This is a genomic window from Gordonia sputi NBRC 100414, from assembly GCF_000248055.1.
Lineage (GTDB): Bacteria > Actinomycetota > Actinomycetes > Mycobacteriales > Mycobacteriaceae > Gordonia > Gordonia sputi.
The window spans coordinates 77,605-92,446 of record NZ_BAFC01000006.1; the positions used below are offsets into that span (position 1 = coordinate 77,605).

Annotated in this window: 10 protein-coding genes; 5 read left to right on the forward strand and 5 right to left on the reverse strand. The window is 65.4% G+C overall.

Translation table 11 applies throughout. The features are described 5' to 3' along the window. Positions 1–118: 118 nt before the first annotated feature. The 4 genes from GOSPT_RS01095 (at position 119) to GOSPT_RS01110 (ending at position 6,177) form a co-directional block, all read left to right on the forward strand. Positions 119–808 (forward strand): TetR/AcrR family transcriptional regulator, encoded by a 690-nt coding sequence (locus GOSPT_RS01095; RefSeq protein ID WP_005201979.1) that lies wholly within the window; start codon positions 119–121, stop codon positions 806–808. Then, entirely contained in the window at positions 805–2,085 is a 1,281-nt protein-coding gene (locus tag GOSPT_RS01100) for an MFS transporter (protein ID WP_005201980.1), read from the forward strand. The genes GOSPT_RS01095 and GOSPT_RS01100 overlap by 4 nt, the downstream gene beginning before the upstream one ends. 212 nt (positions 2,086–2,297) lie before the next feature. Next, a complete protein-coding gene (locus GOSPT_RS01105; protein WP_005201981.1) occupies positions 2,298–4,418 on the forward strand; it encodes a neutral/alkaline ceramidase in 2,121 nt (706 codons plus the stop codon). Positions 4,419–4,752: 334 nt separating this feature from the next. After that, a complete protein-coding gene (locus GOSPT_RS01110; protein WP_141630772.1) occupies positions 4,753–6,177 on the forward strand; it encodes a guanine deaminase in 1,425 nt (474 codons plus the stop codon). Positions 6,178–6,234: 57 nt separating this feature from the next. On the opposite strand, the gene GOSPT_RS01115 is transcribed toward GOSPT_RS01110, so the two are convergent. Continuing rightward, positions 6,235–7,401 (reverse strand): ATP-grasp domain-containing protein, encoded by a 1,167-nt coding sequence (locus tag GOSPT_RS01115; RefSeq protein ID WP_039854190.1) that lies wholly within the window; start codon positions 7,399–7,401, stop codon positions 6,235–6,237. Positions 7,402–7,743: 342 nt separating this feature from the next. Here GOSPT_RS01115 and GOSPT_RS01120 point away from each other — a divergent pair, with 342 nt between their 5' ends. After that, entirely contained in the window at positions 7,744–8,979 is a 1,236-nt protein-coding gene (locus GOSPT_RS01120; protein ID WP_005201986.1) for a DMT family transporter, read from the forward strand. Here GOSPT_RS01120 and GOSPT_RS01125 read toward each other — a convergent pair. From GOSPT_RS01125 to GOSPT_RS01140, 4 genes are all read right to left on the reverse strand, one after another. Next, positions 8,967–10,136: a hypothetical protein gene (locus GOSPT_RS01125; protein ID WP_245548673.1), complete on the reverse strand. Its 1,170-nt coding sequence runs from the start codon at positions 10,134–10,136 to the stop codon at positions 8,967–8,969. The two genes, GOSPT_RS01120 and GOSPT_RS01125, sit on opposite strands and share 13 nt — an antisense overlap. Before the next feature lie 10 nt (positions 10,137–10,146). Further along, on the reverse strand, positions 10,147–12,762 hold the full coding sequence (locus GOSPT_RS01130) for a LuxR C-terminal-related transcriptional regulator (RefSeq protein ID WP_005201990.1): 2,616 nt from the start codon (positions 12,760–12,762) through the stop codon (positions 10,147–10,149). Between the two features lie 174 nt (positions 12,763–12,936). Continuing rightward, a complete protein-coding gene (locus GOSPT_RS01135; protein ID WP_005201992.1) occupies positions 12,937–13,725 on the reverse strand; it encodes an ABC-2 transporter permease in 789 nt (262 codons plus the stop codon). Next, the gene (locus GOSPT_RS01140) at positions 13,725–14,642 is read right to left on the reverse strand and encodes an ABC transporter ATP-binding protein (RefSeq protein ID WP_039854232.1); all 918 of its coding nucleotides are present in this window, start codon (positions 14,640–14,642) and stop codon (positions 13,725–13,727) included. The genes GOSPT_RS01135 and GOSPT_RS01140 overlap by 1 nt, the downstream gene beginning before the upstream one ends. Between the last annotated feature and the right edge of the window lie 200 nt (positions 14,643–14,842).

Sequence of the window (14,842 nt, forward strand, 5' to 3'; positions counted from 1 at the left end):
GCGCGGTTAAATCGCCGCGCTCCTGTTGCGGATTTCGAGCGAATCCCGCACATTTGTCGACAGTTGATCGTATGGTCAACTCGCACCGACAGATGACCAGGGGGATTCGTTGCGTCGAATGACTTTCGAGGACCGGCGGCAAGCGCTGGTCGATGCCGCAGTCCGCGTCATCGCACGAGATGGGCTTGCCGCTGCGACGACCAGGGCGATCGTCGGCGAGGCAGGGATGCCTCAGGGCGCGCTCTTCTACATCTTCTCCTCCCGCGATGCGCTGATCACCGAGGTCATCACGCACATCACCGAGCAGGAGCGCCTCACCGCGGTGTTGTCTGCCGACATGGTCGCCGAGGACGCGAGCCTCCACGAGGTGCTCAGCGAAGCCATGCTCGGCTACCTGCGCATGCTCGAAGAGGACCCAGCGCGTGAGCTCGCGCTCCTCGAGGTGGCGACACACGCGATCCGCCACGATCGCGCAGCCGTCAACAAGCAGTGGCAGACATACCGCAGCGCCGTCGCCGACGCACTGAGCTACCTGGCCGACCGCATGTCGATCACGTGGGAGCTACCGCTGACGCAGGTCGCCCATCTGGTGACCTCCGCGATCGACGGCCTGACGCTGTCGTGGCTGACCGACCGCGACACCGAGGCTGCGCGCCGCAATATCGACGTACTCGCCACCGCGATCGTCACGCTCGCCGCACCGACAGCGGGCTCCGCGGCGGCACCGGAAGCACAGTCGGAACCGGACACACATGCAGCACCGGAAGCACCGGAAGCACCCACAGCACCGGAGACCGACGCACGGTGACTCTCGATCACGACGCCGACCACAGCCCGACGACCCCGTGGCAACGCGTACCGTCGAAGTGGGTCGGCCTCTTCGGACTCTCCTGGCTCGGCATCTGGCTCGCGCAACTCGCGCCATTCCAGCTCACTCTTCCCAACCAGATCAACGACTGGCTCGATATCGGCACCAACGTCGACGAAAGCAATTGGCAGCGAAGCGTTCTCACATTCGGTGTGGTATCGGGTATCTCCGCGGTGTTCGCGCTCGTCGCATTCCCACTCACGGGTTCCCTATCAGATCGCACGACGAGTCGCTACGGACGACGTCGACCGTGGATCATCGGCGGCACCGCGTTGTTCGCAGCGGGGCTCATCGGACTTGGCTTCTCCGACAACATCATTGCGATAACCGTCGGGTGGTGCGCGGCGCTGACCGGCTTCAGCGCCGTGTCGGCGGCCCTCACCGCTCTGATCAGCGACCAGGTTCCCGTCTTCCAACGCGGCGTCGTATCGAGTTGGGTGTCGGCCCCGCAGGCGATCGGCGTGATCATCGGTATCGCGCTGGTGTCGGCGTTCGGGCTCGGCTTCCTCCCGTCGTACGCGCTTTTCGCGGTCGTACTGATCGCCTGCGTCGCACCGTTCGTGATGTACCTCGACGATCCGCCCATCCCGCGTCATGACAAAGGCAGGATCAGTTTCCGCGCCGTCGTATCCGAGCTGTGGGTCTCGCCACGCGAGCACCCCGATTTCGGGTGGACGCTACTCGGCCGCGTGTTGGTGAATCTTGGTAACGCCCTTGGTACTTCGCTGCTCTTCTTCTTTCTGAAGTTCGGCATCCACTCCACCGACGCCGACAACGACATCCTGCTGGTGACAGCGGTCTACATGGTGTTCGTCGTCATCAGTGCGCTGGTGTCGGGCAAGCTGAGCGACATTGTCGGGAGACGAAAGCCGTTCGTCCTCGCCGCAGGCGTGTCGCAGGGTGCCGCGGCTGTCTGCATCGCAGTCGTCGCCGACCTCCCCATGACGATGGTCGCGGCCGCACTGCTCGGCGCTGGTTTCGGCGCGTTCCTCGGTGTCGACCAAGCGCTGGCAACACAGGTTCTCCCCGACGCCGAGCACAACGGTCAGGACCTGGGAATCATGAACATCGCGATGGCCGTCCCGCAGGCACTCGGACCTCTGGTCGGCGCCGCAATCGTCGAGGTAACCGGCGGTTTCAGTGGATTGTTCGCCGCGTCAGCAGTTTTCGGAATACTGGGCGGCGTGTCGGTTCTGCTGGTACGCAGCGTGCGATAGATCGCCCGGCGCCGCCGCCATACCCGTTGGCCCACAGCATTTCCCATTGGCCAACAGCATTTCCCATTCGCCCACACCACTCCGCACCCATTCACAACACTTAGCACTCATTCACAACGCATCCACGTCTCCACTCATCGACAACAGCCACTAATCCACAACGCATCCATCGTCCATGCAGTCGAACGTCCACATTTCACCAGGGGGTCGAGATGAGCACCAACGCATCCCGCGGAACGCCGCACCACACTTCACACGACGACGCCGCACCGAGCGGAGTGAGCCGACGCGGATTCCTCGGCGCCTCCGCGGCGGCTGTCGGAGCAGGCGTGGTCGGGATCGCCATGACAGGCTTACTCGGAGCCGGAACAGCAACGGCCGCACCGTCGTCGGGCTATCTCGTGGGGGCGGGCAAGGGCGATCTCACCGGCGCCATCGCAGACCAGGGAATGATGGGCTACTCCGACCTCAGCCAGGTCGCCACCGGTCTGCTGCAACGCGTGTGGGCGCGCGCCTACATCATCGCCGACGCCGCGTCGGGCAAGCGCATAGTGTTCGTCAACGCCGATCTGGCCTGCCTGTTCGAGTCCCACCGCGTCGGCGTGATGGACGAACTGCGCCAACGATTCGGCAACCTCTACACCGAGGACAACGTCAATCTCAACGCCACTCACAACCACAACACGTGCGGCGGAACCGCCTGGGACTACGCGTATACGCTTGCAGCGTTGGGTCATCGGGAGAACTCCTACCGCGCTGAGGTGGCTGGCCTCGTCGACGCAATCGTGGCTGCCCACCACTCGCTCGCGCCGGACACACTCGAGCTCGGGCATTCCGAGCTACACGACGCCAGCGCCAACCGATCGCTGCAGGCGTTCGTCAACAATCCGACTCCCGATCGTCGACACTTCCCCGAGCACATCGATCCGCAGGTCACTTCGCTGCGACTTCGTGAGGGCGGCAACGTCATCGGCGAGATCACCTGGTTCGCCACACACGGCACGTCGTTGACCGACGCCAATACGTTGATCTCTATCGACAACAAGGGCTATGCGTCGTACCTCGCCGAGCAGAGCAACCCCGACGTCGTCGCATCGTTCCCGCAAACCAACGCAGGCGACATGACTCCGAATCTCGCTGTGCGCAAACTACATCCGTCCGGGCCGACCGAGGATCACCGCGCCAACTGCACGATCATCGGACAGCGACAGTTCAAGGCCGGCGAACGAGCATTCGCCGCGGCGCGCTCGCTGACCGGCGGGCTGTCCTACGCCTACCGTTTTCTGAACCTTTCCGACATCGCGATCGACGGCGCTTACACCCCTGACGGACGCGCGGCACGTACGAGCCCCGCCATCATGGGTGCCGCAGCGGCGGCGACGAGCACCGAGGACAACACGCGCAGCCAGCTCTCCTTCCTCAAGGAGGGCACCGTCCTGCCCTTCGCCGCAGCGCTCGGCGCGACGTCGAAAGTCACTCCGCCCGAATGGGTTCAGCAGGTCCAAGCACCGAAGCTGCCGTTGTTCCCCCTCGGCTACATGCCGCCTCACCCGTGGATTCAGCAGATTCTGCCGATCCAGCTGATCCGCATCGGCGATCTGGTGCTCGCAGCAGCACCCGCCGAGTTCACCATCACCGCGGGGCTGCGCGTGCGTCGGATCGTGGCGTCGGCATTCTCGTTGCCACTGGAAAACGTTCTGCTGCAGGGATACTCGAACGGCTACAGCCAGTACGTCACCACTCCCGAGGAGTACCTCTCCCAGCAGTACGAGGGCGGCGAGACCCTCTTCGGTCGGTACACCCTGTGCGCATACATGCAGGAATTCGACAGGCTCGCACGCGAGATGGCAGCCGGGAAACCGTCATCGCGCGGCCCGAAGCCGCCGGACCAGCGCGGACCTCAACCCGATCTGCTGACCCCGGTACCCGCCGATACCCCCATCAGTGGTCGACGCTTCGGCGACGTCGTGCGTGGACCGAAGACCTCATACCGGTCCGGTGAGACGGTGTCGGTCGAGTTCTGCGGCGCACACCCCTCCAACAAGGTGCACAGGGTGCGGCAGGGAAGCAGCGCGGCCAAGGATGGCTACTTCGTCGTCGAACGGTACGAGGCGGGTCGCTGGGTCGCGGCCGCCGACGACAACACCTGGGGCACCGAACTCGCCTGGAAGCGGCCGGCCGGCAGTTCGACGGCGTCGAGCGTGACCATCCGTTGGACGACCGGCTCCGGAGTTTCGGGGCGCCACCGCATCCGGTACTTCGGCGACGTCAAGCGGGCCGGCGGCGCGCTGTCGTCGTTCGTCGGGACGAGTCCCGCCTTCGACGTGAAGTGATGCCGTGGCCGCACAGCATGACCGGCCTGACTAGGTGACGGGCCTGACGAGATGACGGGTCCAGCGCGATGACAGGCCCGGCGCGATGACAGGCCCGGTGCGATGACAGGTCCAGCGCGATGACAGGTCCAGCGCGATGACAGGCCCGGCGGGATGACAGGCCCGGCGCGATGACGCACGGCCCGACAGGCCGAACCGTCGAACCTGTGGTTGGGTTGTGCGCGTGAATGCCCCCGACGTGACAAGCCCCGCCACGGCAGCGAATCCCGGCACCGCAGCGAATCCCGGCACCGCAGCGAATCCCGGCACCGCAGCGAATCCCGGCACTGCACCGATTCGTGGCACGGGAACACATCGTCGTGTCCACCGGGGACGCATCATGCACATCGCAGGCTCGCCGACGGTCTCCGAGGCCGACTCAGCGCTCGTCGACATCCCCGACGGTGCGCTGGTCATCACCGCTGAAGGGTTGATCGACTTCTGCGGCCCCTTCGACGAACTGTCCGCGCTGCCCGGGGACGTCGTCGTCGACCACGGCGATGCCTTCCTGCTTCCGGGATTCGTCGATGCCCACGTGCACTTTCCGCAGACCTACGAGCTCAACGCGTACGGCGGCGGCCAGTTACTGGAATGGCTGAACAACTGCATCTTTCCCGCGGAGTCGCGACTGGCCGACCCGGTGTTCGCCCGCACGATCGCGCGCGACTTCACCCGCGCCAGGATCGCCGCAGGCACCACGGCCGCAATGGTGTTCGGTTCGGCCTTCCCCCTGGCGCAGGACGAACTATTCGAGGCGACCCGGCGCGCCGGGCTGCGCATCGTCAGCGGTCGCGGCATCCAGACCCAGGGCCCGGACTCGGCTGCCCCGCTGATGACCTCGGAGTCAGACGCGATTGCACTGACAACCGCCGAGATCGACCGGTGGCACGCGGCCGACACCGGAAACCCCGACACCGCTCGGCTACTCACCGCGATCGTGCCGCGCTTCACGCTGTCGGTGACAACGCAGACCCTCGCGGCGCTCGGAGAGCTGTACGCACAGGTACGCGACCGCGGCGTCTACGTCCACACGCACCTCAACGAGAACAATCGGCCCGGCACCGGCGAGGTCGACCTGGTAAAGCAACTCTTCGACGTGGAGTGCTACCTCGACACCTACGACGGCAAGTTCCTCCCCGGTTCGGCCGTCGGGGGCGAGAGCCTGCTCGGCAGGCGCACCGTTCTGGCCCACTGCGTCCACTGCACCGACGCAGAGTTGGCCCGGATGGCAGAGACCGGCACGTCGATCGCGCATTGCCCGACGTCGCAGTTGTTCCTCGGCTCGGGCACCATGCCGTGGAACCGCACCGTCGACGCGGGCGTGACCATCGCGCTGGGCAGCGACTGCGGAGGTGGCGACGAATGGCTCATCTCGAAGGTCGCAGGCGACGCCTACAAGGTGCACATCTCCGAGCCCGGCGAGGCAAGCGTCGCAATGCATCCGGCGCAGATGTTGTTCAGCGGAACCCTCGCAGGCGCACGGGCCCTCGACGCCGAATCACGCTTCGGCAACTTCGACGTCGGCAAGGAGGCCGACTTCCTGGTGATCGACCCACAGCAATGGCCGCCGCTGGAACGGATGCTACGCAACGGAGTTCGCGACGACGACCCGCAAAGAGCGCGCGACCAAACACTTTTCGCGCTCCTGATGGGAATGCGCGAACCTGCGATCGCGGAGGTCTACGTCGGGGGCGACAAGGTCGACGCCGACGCAGTGTGACGGCTCAAGCGGTGTGAGTTTCTGCGCAGTGTGTGAGCTTTCGCGGCCCGGCGTAGCTCAGATCGGGTGGCCGTCCCATTCGTGGTCGTGCATGAAACCCTCGGCAAGACCGACGTGGTAGCGGCGGCAGTCACGCAGGATCGACGCGTAGGCGACCGGCAGCATGATTCCGGGTTTCATGTCTCCACGCTCGAAGATGACGTCCTCGTAGGAGTGAAAGTCCTTCCAGAACTGGCGCATCGACCGCCCCTGGCGTGATGCCTTTGTCCAGCCGTAGAGCAGCATGCCGAGGCCGATCATGCGGTCGACGTCGGAGTCGGGAACGATCAGGTCGTCGTTGTCGCCGAAGAACGCCGCGGGTACGTCGTTGTGGGGGCGGAACATCATGATCCCGCTCGTCGACCGCGGGTTGCACTCGATGCAGTAGATGCTGCCGTCGGCACCCTCGATGAAGTCGAACCCGGCCTGCCCGGTAAAGCTCTGCGCCGCAACGAATTCAGTGATCCAGTCGAGGATCGGTTGGTGTTCGATGGAGGTGAACGACAGACACGAGCTGCCGCCGATCGCGTAGCTGACGGGGTACGTGGCGTGCGCGTTGACCTTGCCATCGCGGCAGACCGAGTAGGTGCAGTAGCGCTTGCCTTCCATCCACTCCTGGGCCAGCCACGGATTCGTCGAATCGTATTCGACCCAATCGAGATTCTGTCCGGGAGTGATCTTGTGTACCTTCTGCGACCCGCGCGAGTAGCACTGCTTGAACGCGAACGGAACGTCGAAGTCGAGGGCTGCGGCGTCGTCGGGCCCCTCGACGACCGCGAACTTCAGTGTCGGGATGCCCAGGGAGACCAGCTCGCGCTGAAAGTCGTATTTGTTGTGCAGCTTGTTCTCGGTGTCGAAGTCGGACAGGAACACTTCGCACTCCGGGGGAAACAGTCCCACCATCATCGACAGGATGTCGGTTTCCTCGTGGATGGGAATGACCATGTCGACTTTCTCGTCGACGACGATGCGAGCGAGTTCGCGGCAGTAGTCGCGGGGCTCGAACTTCGGTGCGGGCACCTTGTGAAATGCGTCGACCGAGTTGGAGAAGCGGCTGACACCGATCGGAATGCTGTCGACGACGGTCACCCGATGACCTGCCGCCGACATCAGCCTCGCCAGGTTCAGCGTGAGGAAAGAGCGGCCGAAGGTGATCAGGACGTGCTTCTTCGGGGATGTCGCCACATCGCGAGTCTAGTCAGTTGTCCCAACCCTCCGACGCGGGCGGCATGACAGTCCTCGGATCGGCGGCGATAGACCTCGAGACGGGCGCCGATGGGATTGTCGGTACCTCAGTGGATACTGAGAGCGGAATAATAACTCGCTTGCCGACCGTTAACCGATGAGTTGTGGTTATCGGGGGAGTCTCTACTGCACGACCACTGGCGATCCACAACCGCTGTGATTACACGACCGCCAGCGATTGCACGAGCCTGTGCCAGACGACTCCTCAGCTCCCGTCCACGGGGCGCGAAGCGAGTGGACTGACCGGATAACGAATCGCGAACAGGACGAGAGGTAGGTCGCATGTTCCTCATCGGCGTCATCGCGGCGAGCCTCGCCGCGGTGGCTTACGGCATGTCGACGGTGCTGCGCGCCCTCGGGGCTCGTCGTGCCGCGCAGACCGAGCGTGATGAGGGGATCGAGACCACCAACGCCGCAGGTGGGCCGACACTTCGCTCCACGGCGTCGACCTTCGTCGACCCTGCGTTCATCCTCGGTACGGTCCTGGTGACTGTTGGATTCGCCGGCGGCGCTGTTGCGGCCCGCTACCTGCCGCTGTTCTTGTCGCAGACGATCGTCTCGGCCAACCTGGTGATCACCGCACTGCTGGGCACCATCATGCTCAACATTGCGCTGCACACCCGCGACTGGGTCGCCATCTGGCTCGTCGTGTTCTCGCTGTGCCTTCTCGGTATGTCGTCGTCGCATCAGACAGGCGATTCCGGGGGCTACTCATTCCACTGGCTGTTGTTCTTCGCCACCATCGTCCTGAGCGTGCTGGCGCTGCTGTCGGTGTACCGACTCGGCCGACACGGCGCTATCGCAGGCGGCGCTGCCGCAGGCCTGCTGTTCGGTGTCATCGCCATCGCGGTGCGCATCCTCGACGGCATCCACCCCTTCGACCCCGTCCGACTGCTCCTCGATCCCGCAGCGTGGACCATCGCGGTCGCGGGAGCCGTCGGATTCTTCGTGCAGACCGTCGCACTGCAGCTCGGCGCTGTCAATGGCGTCACCGCAGTGCTCGTGGTCGGCGAAACGGCAGGTCCGAGCCTTATCGGCGTCATGTTCCTCGGCGATCAGGCCAAGCCGGGCCTCGGTTGGCTTGCGCTGGTTGGTTTCGTCGGAGCTGTCGTGGGTGCGGTGCTTGTCGCCTGGTATGGGTCCGGAGATCCCGACCACTTCGGCGAGGCACCCCCGATGAAGGGCGGGTGGCGTCGCGGACGTGAAGACGATGAGTTCGACGACGAGTATGACGAGGGCGAGTTCGAAAGCGACCAGTTCGAGAGCGGCGAGTTGCGCTCAGATATGACCGCATCCGATGAAATCGACTCGTTCGGATTCGCGCCCGCCGACTTCGACGACGATGACTTCGACGGCGAGGACTTCGACGACGAGAACGACGAGGACCCCAGCGGTGACGATGGCCGCAGCGGTACTAAGGGTCGCAGCGCTGGTGACGGCTCGGTGGCGAGGTCGGACATCGACTTCACCGACGTCGACCTCGACGACCGGCAGCACTCGCAGCGCTACTCGCGCTGATCGGTGTCCTCGACCTCCTGGGCGCCTGCCTCCTGACCGACCGCCTCCCGAGCACCCGTCTCCTGACCGACCGCCTCCCGAGCACCCGTCTCCTGACCGTCTGCCGCCTGAGCACCCACCACCTGGGCGCCTGCCGCAAGAGCGATCTCGCCCGGCCCGCTGTCCCGCAGCCCCGTATCCCCCTTGCCGCTGTCCCCCTTGCCGCTGTCCCCCTTGCCGCTGTCCCCCTGGTCCAGCCCTGCCTCCCCCTGGCCCGCGGCAACGCGCACGGCGGCGCGCAGATTGCGGATGGCGCCGAGTCGCCACGCGGTGGCGAACCACATGATGATCACGAACGGCGCGATGATCAGCATCGACCACAAGTAGCTGTTGTTGGGCATGACGTCGGAGATCACCTGCGCTCGTGACACGCCGTCGACCTCGGCGGGCAGCCATGCCTCGAGGATGTTGCGTGTGAGTTTGACCGGCGCGAACGGGCCGGCACTCGACGCGAGATAGAACGAGATCAGCACGATCGCCAATGAGCCGAGCCATCCGATGACCCTGACCTGGGAGCCCAGGATCTCCGCAGCCGTCCTGATCGACTCGACGGTGAAGCCCAACATCAACACCAGGAGCAGACACGCGACCTGGGCGGAGAGCAGTTCCTCTATGACAGACGATTCGTCGTCGCTCGACGCCATGCTCGGCAATCCGATTGCCAACGAGATCAGCCCCGAGATCAGTGCGACGAGCGTGACAGAGCTGGCCGCGCCCTCGATCCGGGCGAATGAGCCGCGCATCGCACCCTCGGTCGCCGCGCTCGCCACCTTCGGACCGACGTCGTAGACGATCAGCACGACGAGTCCGGAGATCAGCGCGCTCAGCAGCCACGCAACCGTCGTGGTGCACACGGCCGCCAGCGCGAAGGAACCGATCAGTGGTCCGAACAGGCTGTCGGCGCTATCCGACAGACGTGTTCCGACGAGCGGCAGGACCCCGACGATCGCGATGACCAGTCCACCGGCGAGAAGCGGACCGGAGAACTCCGAAATCTCGACGGCGTCGAGGTCGGGATCGCGACCTCGGATGACATGCCATTCGGCGGCCGTCAGTTGTCGCAGTCCGCTTCCCCACCGCGTGCGGTCGCTCTCGGCTCCGGGCCGTGTGTTGCCCACGTCCACCAGATTAGGTACCGACCGCCCGCTGTTGGGTGAGGATCGCCGCGATGTCGGCGCGGTCGGTCACGTCGAGCTTCACGCAGGCACGGTAGATGTGCCCCTCCACTGTGCGCACGGACACCACGAGACGCTCGGCGATCTGCTTGTTCGAGAGTCCGGCAGCCACGAGGTTGGCGATCTCGCGTTCGCGCGTGGTGAGCGGCAACGGTTGCGCCGCACGCTGCAGCGCAGGCGTTCGCAGGCCTCCGCACGACGCCGAGATACGATCGGCCATCGCTGCCGACGCGACCGTCGCGGAACGGTGTGAAGCGTTGTCGTGCAACACACTTGCCTGCGCGGCCGAGTCGGCTGCCGACAACAGGTAGCCCAGCTTCTCGAAATCCGCAGCACACAGATCGAGTTCGACGCCGTCTCCATCGGCACTTGCCCGCGCGTGCCGCGCGTAGAGACCGACGAGCGGACCGTCGACGATGTCGCCGAGTTCAGCGAGTCTGTCCGCCACGGACGTGTCACCGAAACGTGCAGCGGCATGCAGTGATTCGGCTTCGACCGCGAACTGCCCTGTCTCACGAGCCTGCTCGGCCGCATCATTGGCGAGGGTGATCGCGGTGGTGATCATCCCGGTGGATGCGGCTTGGCAGGCGGCAGCGACACCGAGCATCGGCCCGAACACCGCAACCTGCCTGCCGTATTGCTCGCGGGCTCGGGTGAGCGCGACGTCGGCGTCGTCGGGCAATCCCATTGCCGACAGCGACTCGATGAGGAACAGGTAGGCTGGGAAGTTCCAGGTTGCCGAGTATTCGTCGGTGTCGAGCGTCGCGAGGGTCTGCTCGATGCGTCGTGTGACGGCGGTGCACCTTCCGCGCGCGAGGTCGACAGCGGCGACGAGTTCTCCCGCCATCGCCCAGCCGAGGTATTGCGCGGTGTCGGCGAACGTGGCGTACCGCTGTGCTGCGACCTGAGCGTCCTCGAGGCGGCCGGTGAGCGTGAGTGCGAGTACCTCGCCGATGCCCGCCGGAAAGCGCAGCATCCCATCGGTTTTCGCCTCAGCGTCACGTGCCCGGGCCGCAAGCGGCGCGACGTCGTCGCCGCGTCCCTGTAGCGCGCGGGCGAGCATGCCGCCGAACGCCGCCCACTCGACTGCCCAGGGCAGCGGAGATGACGCCGCGAGTACATCGTCGGAAAGCTCGACCGCCCGCGCGAGATTGTTCTCGAAAAGCGCACACGCCGACCCGATCGCGTCGACGATCGGCGTGAGTAGGGGTTCGGTGACGCGCGCACGGACTTCGTCCAGCAGTTCGTCGGCGCGTTTCGAATCGCCCATGGCCCAGAACATGTTTCCGACGCGCAGGACGCCGATGCGGGTGGCTCTGATCTCATCGAGATCGGCGAGTCGGTACTGCGCCAGTAGCTGCTCCGCTTTGTCGGGTTGGGCCTGCCACATCAACGCTCGGGCGAGCAGTTCCGCCTCGTCTGCACCGCCGCCGTCGGCGATTGCCGCACGCGCGAACCGCTCGCCCATCGGGACCTGTGCCAAGTTGAGCGCATCGCGGGCCGCCGAACCGAGCAGTGACAGGTCGATGGCACCGACGTCGCTTTCAAGGGCCAAGTCGGCGAGGCGAATCCGCGCCGCGGGCGTGTCCTTGGGACGCGAATCGAGTGCTCTGACGAGTGCACCGCGAAGTCGACGCGACGACGCGAGGCCGAGGCCGTGCCGGATGACCTCGCCGAACAGCGGATGGTGGAACGAGACATTGAGGCTGCGGCCGTCGCGCGTGATGCGGACGAGGCCGTCGATCTCGGCTTGTTCGACGGCCTCTTCGCTGGCAAGGTCGGACAGCACGTCGATGTCGAGCGGCTCGCACAGGCTCAGGTACTTCAGTGCGGCGAGGACGTCGGGCTGCAGTTGTTCGACGCGTCCGGCGAGGAGCGACGCGAGCTCGGAGGTGATCGCCGCACGTCCGCGAAGCTGCCACACACCATTGACCTGCCGTAGGGTCCGCGCAGCTCGCGCACCTTCGACGAGGTGTCGCAGGAACAGGGCGTTGCCGCCGGATGCCTCCCACATACGGTCTGCGGAATGCTCTTCGAGCTGGCCACCGAGGACGGACTCGATGAGTTCGACGCTCTGCTCTTTGGTGAACGGCGACAACGTGATTCGAATGAGGTGATTGTCTTTCCAGAGCGAGGTTACGGCGTCGGGTACGGCCTCACCGCTGCGCACGGTCGCGACGATCTGCACTGCGCGATCGATGGCGAGTTGATGGAGCAGCGTCGCCGACAACTCGTCGAGGAGGTGCGCGTCGTCGACTCCGATGATCGTATCGCCCTCTGCGAGAAGGGTTTCGCGCGCCGCTGACAGGTAGGTAACCGGGTCGCTCGACACCGCGGGACCGACTAGGTGTGCGAACACCCCCAGTGGAATCGAGCGGGCCGACTCGGTACCCGCAACCCAGCGCACCCCGGTTTCGGTGCCCGCCGTGACCAGCCGCGCGAGCGTCGTCTTACCGACTCCCGAATCGCCCGTCAGCACCACCCCACACACCGAACCCCCCGGATTCAGCGCGGACTGGATCGTGCGGAATTCCTGCTCCCGCTCGATCAGTGGCCAAGTGCCTTGCATGTGTCACGAGTTTAGTCACTGACCTGCGACTCTCCGACAAGACGAGACAAGGCTGTCCCCTGAACGGAGTACCCGACCGGTCTCGCTGGTCCAAAGAGTTTGGGTGGCCCAAAGGGTTTGGGTGGTCCAAAGGGTTTGGGTGGTCCAAAGGGTTCGGCTGGTCTGTCGGGTCTGCTACCCGGCGTCGCGTCGATTCACCAGAAGCACGCCGACTGCGAAGACGATCGCCGCGAAGACACCGAAGTAGATCAACGAAACCCACGAATTCCAGTGGTAGCCATCCCCGGGAAAGTCGCCGTCGAGAAATCGAGAGCCGTTGCGGAACGGGAGAAACGGTCCGATTCGACGTCCGACGACCGGCAGGGCCGCGGCAACGTTCTCGAGGACGAGCATCCACACCAGCACCACCGAGACCGCACCCGCGGTCTGCCGCACGATGGCACCGACACCGATCCCCACGATGACGCACAGTGCCGCCCAGACCGCTGTACCCCAGATCTGTCTGATCACGTGCTCGCTGCCGAGGTCTAGACCGGCGGAGCCGTTCAACGCCTTCACGAGCAGAACACTGCACAACGACAACGGCACGACGACGACAAACGTCAACGCGACGTACACCAGTGCCTTCGCGCACAACACATTCTGGCGACGAGGGGTTGCCAGGAACGACGTGCGGATGGTCCCGAAGCGGAACTCGGTGGTCACGCCGAGTACAGCCATGATCATCAGGATGACGACTCCGAAGAAGTTCACACCGATCAGATACACCGACGCCGCGCTGCTCTGGTCGAACGATCCGTCGGTGGCTGCGCCCTCGGGTTGATCGGCGACCCCGCCTGCACCGCGGGTCACGAGCGCGATCAGTCCCGCGATACCGAGACCGAGTACGACGACCGCCGCAATGCACCACCACGGCGCACGGGTACTGGTCAGCTTGATGCGTTCAGCCCGAACCGCGCCCATCAGTGCTGCCCTCCCCGATAGTCGATCGACTCGGCTGTGGCTGCCATGAAGACTTCTTCGAGCGACGGGGTGTCGGACACCAACTCGTGCAACCCGATTCCCGCAGCCGCCGCGACGTCGCCGACCTGGTCGGTCGTGGCGTCAGCGACGGTGAGATACACCCGGCCGTCCTGGCCGGCGACCGGGGTCACCGCGAGCCCAGCGGCCTCGAGTGCCCGGTGGAGTTCCGCCGGTTGCGGGGTACGTACCCGGGCCACCGGGCGCGCCCGCGCGGTGAACTCCGAGATCGAGCAGTCGGCGATCAGCCTGCCCCGGCCGATGACGACCACATGGTCGGCCGTCAACGACATCTCGGTGAGCAGATGGCTCGATACGAACACCGTCCTGCCCTCTGCGGCCAGCGCCCGCATGAAGTTGCGGACCCAGACGATGCCTTCCGGGTCGAGTCCGTTCACCGGCTCGTCGAAGACCAGAGTGTGCGGATCGCCGAGCAGTGCGCCCGCGAGCCCGAGTCGCTGCGACATACCGAGCGAGAATCCGCCCGCCCGCTGGTCTGCGACGGATGTCAGGCCGACCATCTCGAGCACCTCGTCGACCCTGCCGACCGGGATGTCGTTGCTCGCGGCCATCCACCGCAGATGATTGCGCGCGCTTCTGTTGGGGTGCACCCACTTGGCGTCGAGGAGCGCGCCCACTTGGCGCAATGGATGGTCGAGTTCGCGGTAGAGGCGGCCACCGACGGTCGCTGTTCCCGACGTCGGCCGGTCGAGACCGAGGATCATGCGCATCGTCGTGGATTTCCCCGCCCCATTGGGCCCGAGGAATCCGGTCACGCGCCCCGGCGCGACGGTGAAACTCAGGTGGTCGACGGCGGTCACGCCCCCGAAGGTCTTGGTCAGATCGGCCGCGGCAAGCATTGCCTCGACCATAGCAATCGAGGGCTACCCGCTGGCCCGGGTTGCCGCGCCGCTGGTGATTTCGACTCGGCAACTCGCTGCGCTCGCGGCCGGCTCAATCAGCGGGAAAGGGCAACTCGCTTCGCTCGCGGCCGGCTCAATCAGCGGAAAAGGGCTACATCCGCTCGTCGGGGTTGCCCCCACCGCTGGTCGAGCGCTAT